The sequence below is a fragment of the Methylobacterium ajmalii genome (assembly GCF_016613415.1).
Classification (GTDB): Bacteria; Pseudomonadota; Alphaproteobacteria; order Rhizobiales; family Beijerinckiaceae; genus Methylobacterium; species Methylobacterium ajmalii.
Genome location: NZ_JACWCT010000138.1, coordinates 48,225 through 65,251, shown reverse-complemented (window position 1 = coordinate 65,251; position 17,027 = coordinate 48,225). Strand labels below are relative to the sequence as shown.

The window sequence follows — 17,027 nt, the reverse complement described above, 5'->3', positions numbered from 1 at the left end:
ACATCCCTCATGGGCAATTCCATCATCGCCACGCGCGCCCCCGGCGTTCGCGTGGTCGCCTCCGCCTCGACCTGGATCGAGGGCGAGGCCCTGCGCCAGCTCGACGAGACCGGCGCCCTTCCCGGCATGCGCGAGACCGTCGGCATGCCGGACCTCCACCCCGGCAAGAACGGCCCGGTCGGCGCGGCCTTCCTGTCGGAGGGGCTGATCCGGCCGGTCCTGGTCGGCTCCGACATCGGCTGCGGCATGGCCCTGTGGCAGACCGACCTCGCCGTGCGCCGGGCCGATCCGCGCCGGATCGCCGCCCGGCTCGACGGCCTCGACGCTCCCTGGGACGGCGACGTCGCCGGCTGGCTCGCCGGGCGCGGCGTCTCGCCCACGGCCTATGACGCCTCCCTCGGCACGGTCGGGCACGGCAACCACTTCCTGGAAGTGCAGACGGTCGCGGAGATCCGCGATCCCGCCGCGGCGGCGCGGATCGGGCTCGACCCGGCCCGCCTGGCCCTGCTGGTCCATACCGGCAGCCGGGGCTTCGGCGAATCGATCCTGCGGGCCCATACCGAGCGGCACGGGGCCTCGCCGCTGCGGGCCGATACGCCGGAGGCGGAGACCTACCTGGCGGCGCACGACGCGGCCGTGGGCTGGGCCCGGGCCAACCGCGACCTCGTCGCCCACCGGGCGCTGACGGGGCTGGGGGCCGAGGGGCGCTGCCTCCTCGACCTCTGCCACAACGGCGTCTCGCCGGTGGAGGTCGGCGGCTGCCGCTGCCACCTCCACCGCAAGGGCGCCGCGCCGGCCGATCGCGGACCGGTGGTGGTGCCCGGTTCGCGCGGCGACGTCAGCCTCCTGGTCGAGCCGGTTCCGGACCGGGCCGACGCCCTGTGGTCGCTCGCCCACGGCGCCGGGCGCAAGCTCGGGCGGCACGAGGCGAAGGCCAAGCTGAAGGGCCGCCTGCGCCGCGAGGACCTCGCCCGCAACCCCTATGGCGGCGTGGTGGTCTGCGGCGACGAGCGCCTGCTGTGGGAGGAGGCGGCGCCGGCCGCCTCCGTCGTCGGCGACCTCGAGGCGGCCGGGCTGGTGCGGATCGTCGCGGTGCTGCACCCGCTCGTCACCTTCAAGTGCTCGCTCGATCCGGACGGTCCGGCCCGGGCCGACAAGCGGGCCCGCCTGCGCGAGCGCCGCATCGCCCGCGCCGCCAAGCATGGGGAGCGGTGAGATGACGCTGCTGCTGCAACTCAGCGCCGGACGCGGGCCCGGCGAATGCCGGCTCGCGGTCGCGGGCCTGTGCGACGCGCTGGTCCGTGAGGCGGGGGAAGCCGGCCTCGTCGCCACGGTCCTGGAGACGGTGCCGGGGAAACCCGGCCTGCTCTCCGCCCTCCTCCGCCTCGACGGCCAGGAGGTCGATGCCGGCGAGATCGATCTGTGGGCCCGGTCCTGGGAAGGCACGGTGCAGTGGACCTGCCCGAGCCCCCTCCGGCCGGGTCACGGGCGCAAGAACTGGTTCGTCTCGGTCGCCCGGGTCACGCCGCCGCGGATCGAGGATCTCGGCATCCGGGAGGCAGACCTGCACTGGGAGGCGTTTCGAGCCTCCGGGGCCGGCGGCCAGCACGTCAACACCACGGACAGCGCCGTGCGCCTGCGCCACCGGCCGAGCGGGCTGACCGTCACCTGCGACACCGAGCGCAGCCAGCACCGCAACCGGGCCCTGGCGCTCGCCCGGCTCGGGCTCGCGCTGCGCGCCCGGGCGGAGGATGGGGTTCGGACCGGGATGCGGGAGCGCTGGGCCCTGACCGTCGCGGTGGCCGACCGCGGCGGGAGCGCGGTGCGCGCCTATGCGGGGCCGGGCTTCGCGCGGATCCGGTGAGGCGGCGACGGGGCGATTACCGCCCGTTAACCATTTCGCCCGCAAGGTTGCTGTGGTCGGCAAGACGCACCGGTTCGATTTCTCGACGGCGTGGCTTCGTTTCGTCGTGTTGCGGGGATAACCTCCGCCACGGTGCATAGGCCGTTAAGGGGGATGGGCATGTTCGGGACTATGACGGCCTTCCTGGCGATCCTGATGGTTCTCGCCCTGCGCAACCTCGCCAAGGCGGCCTTGATGCCGGTCTACGCGGTACGCGACATCCATCGCGGCCGCTACGTTCGCGGCCTGGTGCTTCTCTCCTGCTCGGCGCTCGCCGCCTGGTCGATCTGGGCGATGACCCATACGGCGCGGACCACCGCCGCCCCGGTGGCCGCGGTGATGCATATCGGCTGACCCGCGCGAGGGAGCGGTCGCCGCCGGTCTTTTCGCTCTGCGGCATCGGCGCCATGCGCTTCGCGCTGGCGCTTTTCGGCGTTCGGGCCCATATCGTGACCGGCGCCCCGCGCCGGCCGGTCTTGCCGGCGGGCCCTTCCGATCGGGCGCGTAGGACCCCCATCGTCCGATCGATCCTCCCCCCGCGGTGCGGGCCCGGTACGGCGCGGCGGCCAGCCGCGCCTTTCGCCGTGCGCCCCGCCGCCAAGAAGAGACCACCACCATGCTGCGTTCGAAGCAGAAGCCGAAGGTGCAGGACACCGGCTACGTCCTGTTCGACGTCTACTACGATGACGGATCGCGCCGCTCCAACCGCCGGGTGCCCCGGACCGCCACCCTCGAGATGGACGCCGATGCCGCCATCCGTCAGGTGATCGAGGAGCAGGACCGCGACATCGCCGAGAAGTCCGGCCGCCCGCCGCTCGCCATCACCAAGATCCTGCGCTCGGACGGCTGAGCCCGAGATCTGCGCCGGCAGCCCTCCCGCTGCCGGCTTGTCGTCAGCGTCGCGGCCCGGCGAGGCCGTGCGACAGGCGGTGCCGCAGCCGCTTCAGCGCCGCGTCGTCCCGCGCGCAGAGGTCGTGACGGGTCATCGCGTCGAGCTGGCGCTGGATCCGCGCCTCGGCCGCCGGCGTGCCGGCCCGCGCCTCGGTTCCCAGAAGCCCGACCGCGATCACCACGGCCGCCCCGATTCGCCCCACCATGTCGCGTGCTCTCCCGATGCCGTCGGACCCTCGCCCTGAGAGGTGAAGGCTTCCCCATCGGATGCCGCCTCAGGCCGCCGTCACCGCGTAGACGTCCCCGGAATTCGCCTCCGCCGGAAGGCTGACGAGATAATCCGCCATCGTGTCGCGCCCGACCGGATGGCCGAACTGCAGGGACTGGCTCTCGCCGAGCGCGACGTCGAAGCCGTACGGCCCGAGCGCCGCCAGCCGGTCGAGGCAACGCAGGGCTACCGCCCGGGCGATGGTGGTGAACTCGAACGACAAAGCCGGCAGAGGCTGCGAGAGCCCGGCGAGCACCCGGTCCTCGAACCCCTCGACATCGATCTTCGCGAAGGCCGGACGCCCGTACTCCATCACCAGCCGGTCGAGGGTGGTGGCCGGCACCGTGATCCGGTCGTCCCAGACCTGTCCCTCCCAGCCGGGCGCGCCCGCGGCCTCGGCGATGAAGCCCGGCGAGGCCGTCGACACGGTCGGGTTGGCGCGGTTGAGGTGCAGCGCGATCTCGCCCGGCGCGTCGCCTGCCGCCGCTGCGACCAGCACCACGCCGGGATCGCGGCCGTGGAGCAGGCGCAGGGCCCGCATCGGCCCCGGCTGCGGCTCCAGGGCGACGACCCGGGCGCCGAGGCGCCGGAACGCCGCCACGCGGTCGCCGACATGGGCTCCGACATCGAAAACGAGGTCGCCGGGCCGCACGAAGCGGCCGTAGAGCGCGTCCATCGCCGCGCGGGGCGCGCCCGCGCCGCGATAGAGGCGCAGCGAGCGGCCGACGGCGGCGGCGGTGCCCCGCGGGCGGGCGCCTTCGAGACGGATCATCGACACTCCGGGACGGCGGTGGCTGCACCAGTGCCTAGAGCGCTTCGCGATCGAGTCGCAATCGCGACGCGCTCTAGGTTTTTGATCCTGCCGCATATTCTTCGACGAACCGGCATCCACTGCGTCGGAAAATGCTCTCGCACGAGTTCGGTCTCCCCCGGTGCTGCGGCACCGTGCACCGCAGGGCCCATGGGACTTTCGCAACCACCGGACGTTGTGGGCCGACACGACCCCGCCTCGCGCAGGGTCCCCCCTTCTTGCGAGAGACCCGCCCCGATGGCTGCCGAGACCACCGACCTGTCCGACCGCGCCCTGTCGATCTTCACCTTCGCGGCTTACCACCACCTGATCAGCGGCCAACCGATCAGCTCGGTGGTGCGCCGGGACGGCAGCGGGCACCAGGCCGACCCGGAGGGTGCCGCCGAGGTGGAGACGCGCGGCCTCGCGACCCTGAGCGAGGATGAGATCACCTTCACCGAGCCGGGCGTCGCCTTCGTCGAGAAGGTGGTGGCGGCGATCCGCGGGGCCTCGGCGCACTGACGCACCGCTTGACGGCCCGCGCGCGGCGATGGGAATCCCTTCGGAGGCGAGCGGGCGGATCCGGTCGCGAGCGGGAGGATTTTTTTTTCGTGGACGCGTCCGCACTGGCCGGTCTGATCGATCACACGCTCCTGCGCGCCGACGCGACCGCCGCCGAGGTGCGGCGCCTCTGCGACGAGGCGCTGGCGCACCGCTTCAAGGCCGTCTGCGTCAACCCGGTCCATGTCGGGCTGGTGGCCGAGATCCTGTCCGGCAGCAACGTCGCGCCCTGCTCGGTCGTCGGCTTTCCCCTCGGCGCCGTGATGCCTCAGGACAAGGCGGCGGAGGCCGCGGGCGCCGTCGCCCGCGGCGCGGGCGAGATCGACATGGTGATCGCGCTCGGCGCCCTGAAGGCCGGGGATCACGCCGCGGTCCGGGCCGACATCGCGGCGGTCCGGGCCGCCTGCCGGGACCGGGTGCTGAAGGTGATCATCGAGACCTGCCTCCTCGACGACGCACAGAAGCGGCTCGCCTGCACGCTGGCGGTCGAGGCCGGGGCGGACTTCGTCAAGACCTCGACCGGCTTCTCGACCGGCGGCGCCACCGCGGCGGACGTCGCCCTGATGCGGGCGACCGTCGGCGACGGCATCGGCGTCAAGGCGTCCGGCGGCGTGCGCAGCCTGGAGGCCGCCCGCGCCATGGTCGCCGCCGGGGCGACGCGGCTGGGCACGAGTTCGGGCGTGGCCCTGGTGACCGCCGGCGCGGCCGGCGACGGCTACTGAGGCGGGGCGCCGTCCGGCCGGTAGCGCTCCGGCCGGCTGCCGTCCTCGTCGGTGAAGCCGTAGGCGCCCGCGAGATCGGCGACGTGCACGACCTGTCCGGCCCGCTCGGCGACAGCCGGATCGCCGGCGAGCGCCGCCAGCGCCCGCCCGGCATAGAGCGGGCTCTCGCCGGCCTCGCCGCCCATGCCGGCTTCCACCACCCGCTCGGTCCACACCAGGCCCGGCGCCAGGGCGAGCGCGGTGACGCCGTGGGGCTTGAGCTCTTCCGCCATCGCCAGGGCGAGGCGGTTGGTGGCGGATTTCGCGAGGTCGTAGAACAGGTCGCCGAGATAGGCCTCGGTGCCGAACGAGACCAGCGCCAGCAGCCCGCCCCTGGCCGAGACCATGGCGGGCGCGACGGCGCGAGCCAGCAGCAGGCCGGCGAGCGGCCCGGTCTCCATGCCGTGGCGCAGGGGCGCGAGGCCGCGGCGCCAGAAGGCGGTGCCCCAGGCGGCGCCGTCGGGGTAGCGCACGCCGTCATAGCCCTCGTTGCCGCCCCAGACGCTCGACACCGCGACGTCGATGCGGCCGAAGCGGCGCAGCACCCAGCGCACCATCGCGTCGACCTCGCCCTCGCGGGTGTGGTCGCACAGGTAATGGTGGCCGCGCCCGCCCGCGAGGTCGACCTCCCGGGCGGTGTCCTCCAGGGCTTCCGAGCGCTGGTCGGTGCGGGCACCCGTCTCGCTGGAGCGGGCGGTGACGACCACCGTGGCGCCGGCCTCGCCGAGCGCCCGGGCGATGCCCCGGCCGACCCCGCGCGAGGCGCCGGCGACGAGGCAGACCTTTCCGGACAGGTCCGGGACCCCCGCGGGCCTCACCGGGGCGCGCGGGACAGGAAGCGCTGGAACGCGGCTCGCGCCTCGGGCGAGCGGAGCGCCGCGTCGAAGGCCTCGGCCTCCGCCGCCATGGCGGATTGCACCGCCGCATGGTCGCCGCGGATCAGCCGGCGGGCGGCGGCGAGCGCCTGGCGGGGCTTGGCCGCGAGCTTGGCGCCCTGCGCCAGCGCGTGCTCCAGCAGGCCGTCCGCCGGCACGACCGCGTTGGCGAGGCCGAGCCGCACCGCCTCGTCGGCCCCGTAGGCCTCGCCGAGGAGCAGCAGTTCGGTGGCCTTCGCCAGGCCGACCCGGCGCGGCAGCAGGTAGCTGGAGGCCGCCTCCGGCACCAGGCCGAGATCGACGAAGGGCATGCGGAAGGTCGCGGCGGGGGCGACGTAGACGAGGTCGCAGTGAAAGGTCAGCGTTGTGCCGACCCCGACCGCGAGCCCGTCCACCGCCGCCACCATCGGGGTGCGGGTCACGGCGAGCTGGCGGATGAAGCGCAGCGACGGCGCCTCGCCGAAGGAGGCTTCCGCCCGGGCGACGAAGTCGACGATGTCGTTGCCGGCGGTGAACACGCCCTCCGACCCGGCGAACACCACCGCGCCGACACCCGACCCTTCGCGGTCGGCGCCCTCCAGCGCCTCCCGCATGGCGTCGTACATCGCGCCCGTGAGCGCGTTCTTCTTCTCGGGCCGGACGAGCTGGACGAGGCGGACGCCGCCGGGTTCGTCGGTGATGCGGACGTGGTCGGTCATGGAACCCTCGGAAATGAGGCGCGGATCACTGAGGAAGATTTCCAGCGTCGGCTGAGGAAACATCCACTCTTCCCATGCACGACCTCATCCTGAGGTGCTGGGCGATCGAAGATCGCACAGCCTCGAAGGAGGGCTCCAGAGAGCGCCGAGGCTTCTGGAGCCCTCCTTCGAGGTCAGTCCATCGTTGATGGACCGACACCTCAGGATGAGGTTGCGGGTGGGAGAGCCAGGTTCGTCTTGCGATGTGCGCCTCACCCCGCCAGCGCCAATGCGCCATCCTGCAGGAAGCCCGCTCCCCCCGTCACCGTCTCCTCCAGCCCCCGGCTCGCCGTGGCGAGGTTCTCGGCGAAGAAGCGCGCCAGGGCGATGCGGGCCGGATGTGCCGGATCCCCGTCCCCGGCTCCCACGGCCGCATGGGCCGCGAGCGCGGCCTGTGCCAGGCAGGTGCCGCCCTGCGCCAGGCCGAACAGGCGCAGGTAGGGTGTGGCGCCGGCCAGGGCCTCGTCGGGCCGGTTAGAGCCTAGCGCCTTCAGGAGGTAGCCCGTCGCCCGGTCGAGCGCCTCGATCGTCTCGCGCAGGCGCGGGGCGGTGTGGCCGAAGCCGGGACCGCCCTCCTTGAGCACCCGCTCGGCGACGAGGCGCATCGCGGCGATCTGGCCGCGCACCACCGCGCCGTTCTCCAGCGGCAGCTTGCGGGTGACGAGGTCGATCGCCTGGATGCCGTTGGTGCCCTCGTAGATCGCCGCGATGCGGGCGTCGCGCAGGTGCTGGGCGGCGCCGGTCTCCTCGACGAAGCCCATGCCGCCATGGACCTGGATGCCGAGCGAGGCGACCTCGATGCCGATATCGGTCGAGAAGGCCTTGGCGACGGGGGTCAGCAGCGAGGCCCGGGCCTGCGCCGCCCTGCGCGCCGCCTCGTCCGGGGCCCGGTGGGCGCGGTCGAGGGCTTCCGCCGTCAGGTAGCAGATCCCGCGGGAGGCGCCGGTCAGCGCCTTCATGGTGAGCAGCATCCGCTGCACGTCGGGATGCTCGATGATCGCGCTCGCGCCCTCGGTGGCGGCGGCCGCGCGGCCCTGGCGGCGGTCGCGGGCGTAGGACAGGGCCTGCTGGTAGGCGCGCTCGGCGATGGCCACGCCCTGCAGGCCGACGCCGAGGCGGGCGTTGTTCATCATCGTGAACATGCAGGCGAGCCCGCGGTTGGCCTCGCCGACGAGCCAGCCGGTGGCGCCGTCATACACCATGGTGCAGGTCGGCGAGCCGTGAATGCCGAGCTTGTGCTCGACGCCCGCGCATTTGAGCGCGTTGCGCGACCCGTCCGGCAGCACCTTCGGCACCAGGAACAGCGAGATGCCGCGGGTGCCGGGAGGCGCGTCGGGCAGGCGCGCCAGCACCAGATGCACGATGTTGTCGGTGAGGTCGTGCTCGCCCCAGGTGATGTAGATCTTCTCGCCCGAGATCCGGAAGCTGCCGTCGCCGACCGGCTCGGCCCGGGTGCGCATCACCGAGAGGTCCGAGCCGGCCTGCGGCTCCGTGAGGTTCATGGTGGCGGTCCACTCGCCCGAGACCAGCTTCTCGAGGTAGCGGGCGCGCAGCTCCTCGCTGCCGTGGCGGCTCAGCGCCTCGACGCCGCCGGCGGTGAGCAGCGGCCCGAGGCCGAAGGCCATCGCGGCGGAGTTCCACATCTCGATGCAGGCGGCGTTGAGCAGGATCGGCAGCCCTTGGCCGCCATACTCGACCGGGCCCGGGAGCGCGTTCCAGCCGCCCTCGGTCCAGGCCCGGTAGGCCTCGCGGTAGCCCGGCGGCATGGTGACGACGCCGTCCTTGAGCGGGGTGCCGTGGCGGTCGCCGACCTTGTTGAGGGGTGCCACCACGTCGTTGGCGAAGCGGCCGGCCTCGTCCAGAATGGTGTCGACGAGGTCGTCGGAGAGGTCGCCGTGCAGGCCCTCCGCGATGGCGCGGTCGAGCCCGGCGACGTGCCGGAGGGTGAAGGCCATCTCGGCCACGGGCGCGCGATAGGTCATCGAGGGCTCCTCCCCGGGGAGCGGATCGGGCGGTCGGCCTCGGGAATGCCCGCCGCACGGGACCCCCGGGTGCCGCCCTTTGGATTTGACGTGCGGCCGCCGCCGACGCTACGGCCGGAGGCATGGTGACAGACAGTTTAGACGTGAACGATGATCGCGGGTCAATGGCGACCCGCCGCCTCGCCGCCGATGCCGCGGGCATCGCCGAGGCCGGCGCCCTGCTGCGGGCGGGCGGGCTCGTCGCGATCCCGACCGAGACCGTCTACGGGCTGGGCGCCGATGCCGGCGACCCCAAGGCGGTGGCGGCGATCTACGCCGCCAAGGAGCGGCCGCGGTTCAACCCGCTGATCGCCCACCTGCCCGACCTCGCGGCGGCGCGGCGCGAAGGCGCGTTCGGCCCCGACGCCCTGGCCCTCGCGCAGGCGTTCTGGCCCGGGCCGCTGACCCTGGTGGTCCCGGCGGCCGCGGGTGGGCGCGTCTGCGACCTCGCCCGGGCGGGGCTGCCCAGCGTGGCGTTGCGGGTGCCGGGAAGCGCGCTCGCTCGCGCCGTGCTGGCGGCGGCGGGTTGCCCGGTGGCGGCACCCTCGGCCAACCGCTCGGGACGGGTGAGCCCGACGGAGGCCGCCCACGTGCTCGGCGACCTCGACGGCCGGATCGCCGCGATCCTCGACGGCGGCGCCTGCCCGGTCGGGGTCGAATCGACCATCGTCGCCTGCCTCGACGGCCCGCCCGTGCTGCTGCGTCCGGGCGGCGTGCCGCGCGCGAGCATCGAAGCCGTGCTCGGCCGGCCCCTCGCCCTGCCGTCGGCGCCGGCCGGCTCGGCGCCGGTCTCGCCCGGGCTCCTCGCCTCGCACTACGCGCCGCGGGCGGCGATGCGCCTCGACGCGACGGAGATCCTGTCCGGCGAGGCCGCGCTGCTGTTCGGGCCGGCAGCCCCGGACGGGCTCGACCGGGCGCTCCTGTCGCTCAACCTCAGCCCGGCCGGCGACCTCGCGGAGGCGGCCTCCCACCTCTTCGGCTACCTGCGCCGGCTCGACGCCGCCGGTCCCGCGGTGATCGCGGTGGCGCCGATCCCCGCGGACGGCCTCGGTGAGGCGATCCGCGACCGCCTCGGCCGCGCCGCGGCGCCGCGCTGACGGCGCCCTAAAAAATTCGCATCGGCCGCGGAACCGATCCCCCGGCCGACGCGTTGAAGGGGTCTAGAAGGTCACTCAAGCCCCCATCGACCTTCCGCCTCGAAGCCCGGACCCGTCCGGGCTTTTTCTTTGGCCGGGTCGGTGCTCAGCCGGCCAGCTTCGCGGCGATGCCGGCGACGTGGCGGCCCTGGAAGCGGGCGCCCTCCAGCTCGACCGCGCTCGGCTGGCGACTGCCATCGCCGCCCGCGATGGTGGAGGCGCCGTAGGGCGAGTTGCCCATCACCTCGTCGGTGCCGAGCTGGCCCTGGAAGCTGTAGGGCAGGCCGACCACCACCATGCCCTGATGCAGCAGGACGGTGTGGACGGTGAGGATCGTCGATTCCTGGCCGCCATGCTGGGAGGCCGTCGAGGTGAAGACCGACCCGACCTTGCCGATCAGCGCGCCCTTGGCCCACAGGCCGCCGGTCTGATCGATGAAGTTCTTCATCTGCGAGGCCATGTTGCCGAAGCGGGTCGGCGTGCCGATGACGATCGCGTCGTAGCCCGGCAGCTCGTCCACGGTGGCGATCGGCGCCGCCTGGTCGAGCTTGAAATGCGCGTTGCGGGCGACCTCTTCCGGCACCAGCTCGGGCACCCGCTTGACCGCCACCTCGGCGCCCGCCTCCCGGGCGCCCTCGGCCACCGCCTGCGCCATCTGCTCGATATGGCCGTAGGTCGAATAGTAGAGGACCAGAACCTTCGCCATCGCGTGATCTCCCAAGGTCGCCTTGAACGTCGGCGGACCATCGCGGATCGTGGGCGCGAACGAAATGCCCTATGCTGCAAGCCCGCGCTTGCAGGCGCGCAAGGTCGGGAGATTCCCGTGACCGCTCCCCTCGCCTGGGACGACTTTCGGCTGGTGAAGGCCATCTCCGATCAGCGCGGCCTGACCCAGGCCGCCGAGCGGCTCGGCATCAACCATTCCACCGCCTTCCGGCGGCTCGGCCAGATCGAGGCATCGCTGCGCACGCCGCTGTTCGAGCGCCACCGCACCGGGTACGTGCCGACGCCGGCGGCCGAGGAGATGGTGCGGATCGCCGCCCGGATGGAGGAGGATGTGCTCGCCTTCACCCGGCGGATCGAGAGCTGCGGCCTCACGCCGGCCGGCGAGCTGCGGGTCACCACCGCGGCTTCGCTGCTGACCGGGCTCCTGACGCCGATCCTCGCGGAGTTCTGCGCCCGCTGCCCGGAGGTGCGCCTCGACGTGGTGGTGTCCGAGCAGGCGCTCAACCTCGCCAAGCGCGACGCCGACGTGGCGTTGCGCGCCACCAACGACCCTCCCGACACCCTGGTCGGCCGGCGCCTCGCCACCATCGCCTGGGCGCTCTACGGCCGGGCCGACCTCGACAGGAGTGTGCCGCTCGACGCCCAGCGCTGGGTCTCGCCCGCGCCCCGCCTCGGCGCCGCGGCGGCCGCCCGCTACGTCCAGGAGCGCACGGCGCCCGAGCGGGTGATCCTGCGCCTCGACACCGTGCAGGGGCTGGCCGACGCGGTCGAATCCGGCATCGGGATCGGCCCCCTGCCCTGCGTCATCGGCGATCCCCGGCCCGGCCTCGTGCGGCTCTCCGAACCCGAGCCCGAGCTGGCGGCCGGCCTGTGGCTCCTCACCCATCCGGACCTGCGCCGCGCCGCGCGGGTGCGCGCCTTCCTGGACTTCGTCGGCGACGCCCTCACCCGGCAGCGCGACCTGATCGAGGGCGGCCGGCCGGGCGGCTGAAGGGGATGGCCCGGCCGGCCTCCGGCTGCGATCAGAAGAAGGTCGGGCGCGCGCTCGCGGTATGCTCCTTCAGCACCGCGCCGGTCGTGGTGTCGACCTCCTTCATCAGCACGTCGTAGCCCCAGAGGTCGGCGAGGTGCTGCAGCACCCGGTTCGCGTCGTCCTTGTTGAGCAGCACGCGGTTGAGCACCTTGTGGTGCAGGATCAGCTTGCGGTCGCCCTCCAGGTCGACGTCGACCACCTCGATGTCGGGATCGAGCCAGGCGACGTCGTATTGCCGCGCGAAGGCCCGCCGCAGCTTGCGGTAGCCGCGTTCGTCGTGGATCGCCTCGACGCGGAGTTCCGGCTTGTCGGGATCGTCGGTGACGTGGAACAGCCGCAGCTGGCGCATCAGCCGCGGGCTGAGGAACTGCGCGATGAAGCTCTCGTCGCGGTAGTTCGCCCAGACGTCGCGCAGGACCCCCATCGCATCGCCGCTGCCGGCGATGTCGGGGAACCAGGCCCGGTCCTCCTCGGTCGGCTCGGTGCAGATGCGGGCGATGTCCGTCATCATGGCAAAGCCGATGGCGTAGGGGTTGTGGCCGCCGTAGCTCCGGTCGTCGTAGTTCGGCTGGCGGATGACGTTGGTGTGCGACTGCAGGAACTCGAGGTAGGCCGCCTCGTCGATCTGCCCGGTCTCGGACAGCCGGGTCATGATCCGGTAGTGGTTGTAGGTGGCGCAGCCCTCGTTCATCACCTTGGTCTGGCGCTGGGGATAGAAATACTGCGCCACGTGGCGGACGATGCGCAGGATCTCGCGCTGCCAGGGCTGGAGCCGCGGCGCCGCCTTCTCCAGGAAGTACAGGATGTTCTCCTGCGGCAATTCCAGCAGCGCCCGGCGCCGCTCGGCGTTCGGATCCGGCTTGCCGGTCGGGCTCTTGGCCGGCAGGGTGCGCCAGAGGTCGTTGTACATCCGCTCCTGGTGCTCCTGCCGCTCGCGCTCGCGGCGCTGCTCGGAGGAGAGGTCGGGGCGCTTCTTGCGCGGGTAGCGGTGGACGCCCTGATTCATCAGGGCGTGGGCGGCGTCCAGCACCGATTCGACGGCGTTGTGGCCGTAGCGCTCCTCGCACCGGGTGATGAAGGTCTTGGCGAAGTCCAGGTAGTCGAGGATGCCCTCGGCGTCGGTCCACTGCCGGAAGAGGTAGTTGTTCTTGAAGAAGTGGTTGTGGCCGAAGGCGGCGTGGGCGATGACCAGCGTCTGCATCGTCGCCGTGTTCTCCTCCATGATGTAGGAGATGCACGGATCGGAGTTGATGACGATCTCGTAGGCCAGCCCCATCAGGCCGCGGCGGTAGCCGGCCTCGTGCTGGGCGAAGTGCTTGCCGAACGACCAGTGCTTGTAGAACAACGGCATGCCGATCGACGCATAGGCGTCGAGCATCTGCTCCGCGGTGATGATCTCGATCTGGTTGGGATACCAGCTCAGGCCCAGTTCCGGCCCGGCGATCGCCTCGCAGGCGTCGTGGATGCGCCGGATGGTGTCGAAGTCCCAGTCGTTGCCGGTGAAGAGCGGGGCGGTCCTGGCGATGACGGCCGGGCTCGCGGGCCGCGTGCCGAAGGTGGCGGAACTCATCGGGCGTCGAACCTCCCGGTACCTGAAACCATCCCGCGGCGGGATGCGGATCGTCGTTCAAGCGGGCGCGGCCCGGGGCTGGGCCGCGCCGTCGTCACGGCCGTCAGGTCGTCGCCGTCTCCTGGCCGGCCTTGTTGCGCGAAAAGAGCTCGCGGAAGACCGGGTAGATGTCGCGGCGGTGGTTGACCTTGCGCATGGCCAGCACCGAGTTGGTCTTCGCCACCGGCTCGTAGGTGCGCCACAGCGTGGTGCGGTGCTCGACGAAGCCCGCCCGCGGCCCGCCCTCGTCGCCGACCTCCAGGTAGGCGAAGTACTGGCAGGCCGGCAGGATCGCCGAGCGCAGCAGGTCCTGCGAGGTCGCGCCGTCGCTCGACACGTTGTCCCCGTCCGACGCCTGGGCGGCGTAGATGTTCCAGTCGTCCGGGTTGTAGCGCTCGGCGATGATCCGCTTCATCTCGACCAGCGCCGAGGAGACCAGCGTGCCGCCGGTCTCGCGCGAGCCGAAGAACGTCTCCTCGTCGACCTCCTTGGCGTGGTCGGTGTGGCGGATGAAGACGATCTCGACGTGCTTGTAGCGCCGGGTCAGGAAGATGTGCAGCAGGATGTAGAACCTTTTGGCGAGGTCCTTCATGTGCTCGGTCATCGAGCCCGAGACGTCCATCAGGCAGAACATCACCGCCTGGGCGACGGGCCGCGGATACGGCTCGAAGCGCCGGTAGCGCAGGTCGATCGGGTCGACGTAGGGGATGCGCTGCGAGCGGGTGCGCAGGCGCTCCAGCTCCGCCCGCAGCTCGTCGAGGATCGCGGCGTCGGGCTCGCTCTCCTCGAGCGCCCGGATCTCCTCCTCCAAGGTCGCCGTCTCGGCCGCCTTCGGCCGCTTGAGGGCGATGCGCCGCGACAGCGAGTTGCGCAGGGTCCGCCCGATCGAGAGGTTGGCGGGCGAGCCTGACACGGTGTAGCCGGCCCGCCGCAGGGTCGCGGTCTCGACCACCGCGAGGCGGCGCTTGGCGAGGTCGGGCAGTTCGAGATCCTCGAGGAAGAGCTCCAGGAACTCCTCGCGGGTCAGCACGAAGCGGAACGAATCCTCGCCGTCCGCCCCGCCGTCGCCGGCCTCGCCGCTGCCTCCCCCTCCCCCGCCGCCCCCCGGCGGGCGCTCGATCAGGTCGCCCTCAATGTAGGTCTTGTTGCCGGGAAGGATGTGGTCCTGAACCCCGGTCGAGGGGTTGCGGGTGAATTTCGGCTCCCGCACGCCGTCCACCGGAACGGTGACGTGACCGTCCTTGCCGAGATCCTTGATGTCCTTCTCCCGGGCCGCCTCGCGCACGGCGCGCTGGGCCACGTCGCGGACCCGGCGCAGGAAGCGCTGCCGGTTCGCCAGGCTCTTGCCGCCGGGATTGAGGCGTCGATCGATGATGTGCATCCGCTTCGCGCTCTCCGATCACGCCATCCTGTCGTTTCCGGCTCGGTCCCGCTACGGCGAGCGGGTGATCCGAGGGAGTGGGATCCGCGGGCCCGATGCCGCCCGCGGATCCGTCCGGGCTCAGCCCGCCTGCTTGACGCGCATGTACCACTCGACGAGGCGCCGGACCTGGCGCTCGGTGTAGCCGCGGTCCTTCATCCGCTCGACGAACTCGCCGTGCTTCTTCTCGGTCTCGCTGTCCTTCTTCGAGCCGAAGGAGATCACCGGCAAGAGCTCCTCGACCTGGCTGAACATCCGCCGCTCGATCACCTCGCGGATCTTCTCGTAGGAGGTCCAGGATGGGTTGCGCCCGCCGTGCTGGGCCCGCGAGCGCAGGGCGAACTTCACCACCTCGTTGCGGAAGTCCTTCGGGTTGGCGATGCCCGCCGGCTTCTCGATCTTGGTGAGTTCCTGGTTCAGCAGCTCGCGGTTGAGCAGCTGCCCGGTCTCCGGGTCCTTGAAGTCCTGGTCCTCGATCCAGGCGTCGGCGTAGTCGATGTAGCGGTCGAACAGGTTCTGGCCGTAATCGTGGTACGATTCGAGGTAGGCCTTCTGGATCTCGTGGCCGATGAACTCGGCGTAGCGCGGCGCCAGCTCGCCCTTGATGAATTCGAGGTAGCGCTTCTCGGTCTCGGGCGGCAGCTGCTCGCGGCGCAGCGACTGCTCGAGGACGTACATCAGGTGGACCGGGTCGGCCGAGACCTCGGTGGTGTCGTGGTTGAAGGTGGCGGCCATCACCTTGAAGGCGAAGCGGGTCGAGATCCCGTCCATGCCCTCGTCGACGCCGGCGGTGTCCTTGTATTCCTGCATCGAGCGGGCGCGGGGATCGACCTCGCGCAGGGACTCGCCGTCATAGACCCGCATCTTGGAGAAGACGTTCGAGTTCGCGTGCTCGCGCAGGCGCGAGAGCACCGAGAACCGGGCCAGCATCTCCAGGGTGCCGGGCGCGCAGCGGGCGGAGGCGAGTTCGGAGCCCGAGACCAGCTTCTCGTAGATCCGCTGCTCCTCGGTCACCCGCAGGCAGTACGGCACCTTGATGACGTAGATGCGGTCGATGAAGGCTTCGTTGTTCTTGTTGGTCTTGAAGCTCTGCCACTCGGCCTCGTTCGAGTGGGCGAGGATGATGCCGGTGAACGGAATCGCGCCGATATTCTCGGTGCCGACGTAGTTTCCCTCCTGCGTCGCGGTGAGCAGGGGATGCAGCATCTTGATCGGCGCCTTGAACATCTCGACGAATTCGAGGATGCCCTGGTTCGCCCGGTTGAGGCCGCCCGAATAGGAATAGGCGTCGGGATCGGCCTGGCTCAGGGTCTCGAGCTTGCGGATGTCGACCTTGCCGACGAGGGACGAGATGTCCTGGTTGTTCTCGTCGCCCGGCTCGGTCTTGGCGATGCCGATCTGGCGCAGGCGCGACGGGTTGACCTTGACGACCCGGAACTTCGATAGGTCGCCGCCGAACTCGTCGAGGCGCTTCAGGCACCACGGGCTCATCAGCCCGGTCAGGCGCCGGCGGGGCACGCCGTAGCGCTCCTCCAGCATCGGCCCCATCGTCTCGGGGTCGAACAGCACCAGCGGGCTCTCGAAGACCGGGCTCATCTCGTTGCCGGCCTTGAGCACGTAGATCGGGTGCACCTCCATCAGGGCCTTGAGCCGCTCGGCCAGCGACGACTTGCCGCCGCCCACCGGCCCGAGCAGGTAGAGGATCTGCTTGCGCTCCTCCAACCCCTGCGCGGCATGGCGGAAGAACGAGACGATGCGCTCGATCGTCTCCTCCATGCCGTAGAATTCGGAGAAGGCAGGATAGGTGCGGATGGTCCGGTTCATGAAGATCCGGCCCAGGCGCTGGTCGCGCGCAGTGTCGATGAACTCGGGTTTGCCGATCGCATCGAGGATACGCTCGGGCGCACTCGCGTACATCAAGGGGTTGTCACGGCAGGCTTCGAGATACTCGGAGAGTGTCATCTCGGAGTCCCGGCGGGACTCGTAGCTGCGTGCGAAAGTTTGAAAGAGGTCGCTCGCTGACGGCATTGGCATTCCGGACCCTCACGACATCGCCAGGATCATCCTGTCCCGCCTCGGATGCAATCGATATCCCCATGTTTGTCGCAGCGCGGCGACGCAGGGAGGGGTGCGGAGGCGGCGGGAACGCTGTATGCAGGCCGGCTGCGGGCAAGGCGCCGGCCCTGACGAACGGGAAAGTCGCAAGCCTGCCAATGCGAAAGCCGGGCATCGGCCGGGCCTGTGCCGTAAAGGACACGCCTGTTCCAGTTTTTCCACACCCCCCGAGGCGCCGCCC

17 protein-coding genes are annotated in these 17,027 nt (G+C 71.6%); 8 read left to right on the top strand and 9 right to left on the bottom strand.

Annotated features, from left to right (window positions below; genetic code table 11):
* Positions 1 to 9: 9 nt before the first annotated feature.
* From HPY23_RS25695 to HPY23_RS25680, 4 genes are all read left to right on the top strand, one after another.
* Positions 10 to 1,215, top strand: a complete 1,206-nt coding sequence (locus tag HPY23_RS25695; RefSeq protein WP_091886594.1) for an RNA ligase RtcB family protein — start codon at positions 10 to 12, stop codon at positions 1,213 to 1,215.
* Position 1,216: 1 nt separating this feature from the next.
* The gene (gene prfH / locus HPY23_RS25690; RefSeq protein WP_175539957.1) at positions 1,217 to 1,864 is read left to right on the top strand and encodes a peptide chain release factor H; all 648 of its coding nucleotides are present in this window, start codon (positions 1,217 to 1,219) and stop codon (positions 1,862 to 1,864) included.
* Positions 1,865 to 2,023: 159 nt separating this feature from the next.
* Positions 2,024 to 2,257 (top strand): hypothetical protein, encoded by a 234-nt coding sequence (locus HPY23_RS25685; protein ID WP_060849261.1) that lies wholly within the window; start codon positions 2,024 to 2,026, stop codon positions 2,255 to 2,257.
* Positions 2,258 to 2,519: 262 nt separating this feature from the next.
* Entirely contained in the window at positions 2,520 to 2,753 is a 234-nt protein-coding gene (locus tag HPY23_RS25680; protein WP_060846363.1) for a hypothetical protein, read from the top strand.
* Positions 2,754 to 2,796: 43 nt separating this feature from the next.
* Here the strand turns inward: HPY23_RS25680 and HPY23_RS25675 are convergent, their stop codons facing one another.
* Both HPY23_RS25675 and HPY23_RS25670 read right to left on the bottom strand, forming a co-directional pair.
* On the bottom strand, positions 2,797 to 3,000 hold the full coding sequence (locus HPY23_RS25675; protein ID WP_091886600.1) for a hypothetical protein: 204 nt from the start codon (positions 2,998 to 3,000) through the stop codon (positions 2,797 to 2,799).
* A 69-nt stretch (positions 3,001 to 3,069) separates the two neighbouring features.
* A complete protein-coding gene (locus tag HPY23_RS25670; RefSeq protein WP_091886603.1) occupies positions 3,070 to 3,834 on the bottom strand; it encodes an FkbM family methyltransferase in 765 nt (254 codons plus the stop codon).
* Positions 3,835 to 4,110: 276 nt separating this feature from the next.
* Here HPY23_RS25670 and HPY23_RS25665 point away from each other — a divergent pair, with 276 nt between their 5' ends.
* On the top strand, positions 4,111 to 4,374 hold the full coding sequence (locus HPY23_RS25665; protein ID WP_060846366.1) for a hypothetical protein: 264 nt from the start codon (positions 4,111 to 4,113) through the stop codon (positions 4,372 to 4,374).
* A gap of 89 nt (positions 4,375 to 4,463) precedes the next feature.
* Entirely contained in the window at positions 4,464 to 5,135 is a 672-nt protein-coding gene (gene deoC, locus HPY23_RS25660; RefSeq protein WP_175539958.1) for a deoxyribose-phosphate aldolase, read from the top strand.
* Here the strand turns inward: deoC and HPY23_RS25655 are convergent.
* The 3 genes from HPY23_RS25655 to HPY23_RS25645 form a co-directional block, all read right to left on the bottom strand.
* Positions 5,129 to 5,992 carry an SDR family NAD(P)-dependent oxidoreductase gene (locus HPY23_RS25655; RefSeq protein ID WP_091886606.1) on the bottom strand — a complete coding sequence of 288 codons (864 nt, stop codon included), beginning with the start codon at positions 5,990 to 5,992 and terminating at the stop codon, positions 5,129 to 5,131. The two genes, deoC and HPY23_RS25655, sit on opposite strands and share 7 nt — an antisense overlap.
* Complete coding sequence (locus HPY23_RS25650; RefSeq protein WP_091886609.1) at positions 5,989 to 6,747, bottom strand: enoyl-CoA hydratase-related protein; 759 nt, start codon at positions 6,745 to 6,747, stop codon at positions 5,989 to 5,991. Before HPY23_RS25650 ends, HPY23_RS25655 begins: the two co-directional genes overlap by 4 nt.
* A 251-nt stretch (positions 6,748 to 6,998) precedes the next feature.
* Positions 6,999 to 8,768 (bottom strand): acyl-CoA dehydrogenase family protein, encoded by a 1,770-nt coding sequence (locus HPY23_RS25645; RefSeq protein ID WP_091886612.1) that lies wholly within the window; start codon positions 8,766 to 8,768, stop codon positions 6,999 to 7,001.
* Between the two features lie 164 nt (positions 8,769 to 8,932).
* Between HPY23_RS25645 and HPY23_RS25640 the strand changes: the two genes are divergently transcribed.
* Positions 8,933 to 9,904 (top strand): L-threonylcarbamoyladenylate synthase, encoded by a 972-nt coding sequence (locus HPY23_RS25640; RefSeq protein ID WP_407942735.1) that lies wholly within the window; start codon positions 8,933 to 8,935, stop codon positions 9,902 to 9,904.
* Positions 9,905 to 10,049: 145 nt separating this feature from the next.
* Here HPY23_RS25640 and wrbA read toward each other — a convergent pair whose 3' ends face one another.
* Positions 10,050 to 10,649 (bottom strand): NAD(P)H:quinone oxidoreductase, encoded by a 600-nt coding sequence (gene wrbA / locus HPY23_RS25635; RefSeq protein WP_091886619.1) that lies wholly within the window; start codon positions 10,647 to 10,649, stop codon positions 10,050 to 10,052.
* Positions 10,650 to 10,766: 117 nt separating this feature from the next.
* Here wrbA and HPY23_RS25630 point away from each other — a divergent pair, with 117 nt between their 5' ends.
* Positions 10,767 to 11,660, top strand: a complete 894-nt coding sequence (locus HPY23_RS25630) for a LysR family transcriptional regulator (RefSeq protein ID WP_244537577.1) — start codon at positions 10,767 to 10,769, stop codon at positions 11,658 to 11,660.
* A 31-nt stretch (positions 11,661 to 11,691) separates the two neighbouring features.
* Here the strand turns inward: HPY23_RS25630 and HPY23_RS25625 are convergent, their stop codons facing one another.
* From HPY23_RS25625 to HPY23_RS25615, 3 genes are all read right to left on the bottom strand, one after another.
* Positions 11,692 to 13,272 carry a SpoVR family protein gene (locus HPY23_RS25625; protein ID WP_091886622.1) on the bottom strand — a complete coding sequence of 527 codons (1,581 nt, stop codon included), beginning with the start codon at positions 13,270 to 13,272 and terminating at the stop codon, positions 11,692 to 11,694.
* Positions 13,273 to 13,375: 103 nt separating this feature from the next.
* Positions 13,376 to 14,692, bottom strand: coding sequence for a YeaH/YhbH family protein (locus HPY23_RS25620; protein WP_091886625.1), 1,317 nt, complete (start codon positions 14,690 to 14,692; stop codon positions 13,376 to 13,378).
* Between the two features lie 120 nt (positions 14,693 to 14,812).
* Positions 14,813 to 16,765, bottom strand: coding sequence for a PrkA family serine protein kinase (locus HPY23_RS25615; RefSeq protein ID WP_091886628.1), 1,953 nt, complete (start codon positions 16,763 to 16,765; stop codon positions 14,813 to 14,815).
* Between the last annotated feature and the right edge of the window lie 262 nt (positions 16,766 to 17,027).

Excerpts from the sequence above, each read along its gene's own strand:
- HPY23_RS25680 (WP_060846363.1), top strand. The coding sequence starts at position 2,520 with ATGCTGCGTTCGAAGCAGAAGCCGAAGGTGCAGGACACCGGCTACGTC.
- HPY23_RS25665 (WP_060846366.1), top strand. The coding sequence starts at position 4,111 with ATGGCTGCCGAGACCACCGACCTGTCCGACCGCGCCCTGTCGATCTTC.
- HPY23_RS25640 (WP_407942735.1), top strand. The coding sequence starts at position 8,933 with ATGGCGACCCGCCGCCTCGCCGCCGATGCCGCGGGCATCGCCGAGGCC.
- HPY23_RS25670 (WP_091886603.1), bottom strand. The coding sequence starts at position 3,834 with ATGATCCGTCTCGAAGGCGCCCGCCCGCGGGGCACCGCCGCCGCCGTC.
- HPY23_RS25685 (WP_060849261.1), top strand. The coding sequence starts at position 2,024 with ATGTTCGGGACTATGACGGCCTTCCTGGCGATCCTGATGGTTCTCGCC.
- HPY23_RS25615 (WP_091886628.1), bottom strand. The coding sequence starts at position 16,765 with ATGCCAATGCCGTCAGCGAGCGACCTCTTTCAAACTTTCGCACGCAGC.
- HPY23_RS25625 (WP_091886622.1), bottom strand. The coding sequence starts at position 13,272 with ATGAGTTCCGCCACCTTCGGCACGCGGCCCGCGAGCCCGGCCGTCATC.
- HPY23_RS25695 (WP_091886594.1), top strand. The coding sequence starts at position 10 with ATGGGCAATTCCATCATCGCCACGCGCGCCCCCGGCGTTCGCGTGGTC.
- HPY23_RS25645 (WP_091886612.1), bottom strand. The coding sequence starts at position 8,768 with ATGACCTATCGCGCGCCCGTGGCCGAGATGGCCTTCACCCTCCGGCAC.
- prfH (WP_175539957.1), top strand. The coding sequence starts at position 1,217 with ATGACGCTGCTGCTGCAACTCAGCGCCGGACGCGGGCCCGGCGAATGC.
- HPY23_RS25620 (WP_091886625.1), bottom strand. The coding sequence starts at position 14,692 with ATGCACATCATCGATCGACGCCTCAATCCCGGCGGCAAGAGCCTGGCG.
- wrbA (WP_091886619.1), bottom strand. The coding sequence starts at position 10,649 with ATGGCGAAGGTTCTGGTCCTCTACTATTCGACCTACGGCCATATCGAG.
- HPY23_RS25650 (WP_091886609.1), bottom strand. The coding sequence starts at position 6,747 with ATGACCGACCACGTCCGCATCACCGACGAACCCGGCGGCGTCCGCCTC.
- HPY23_RS25675 (WP_091886600.1), bottom strand. The coding sequence starts at position 3,000 with ATGGTGGGGCGAATCGGGGCGGCCGTGGTGATCGCGGTCGGGCTTCTG.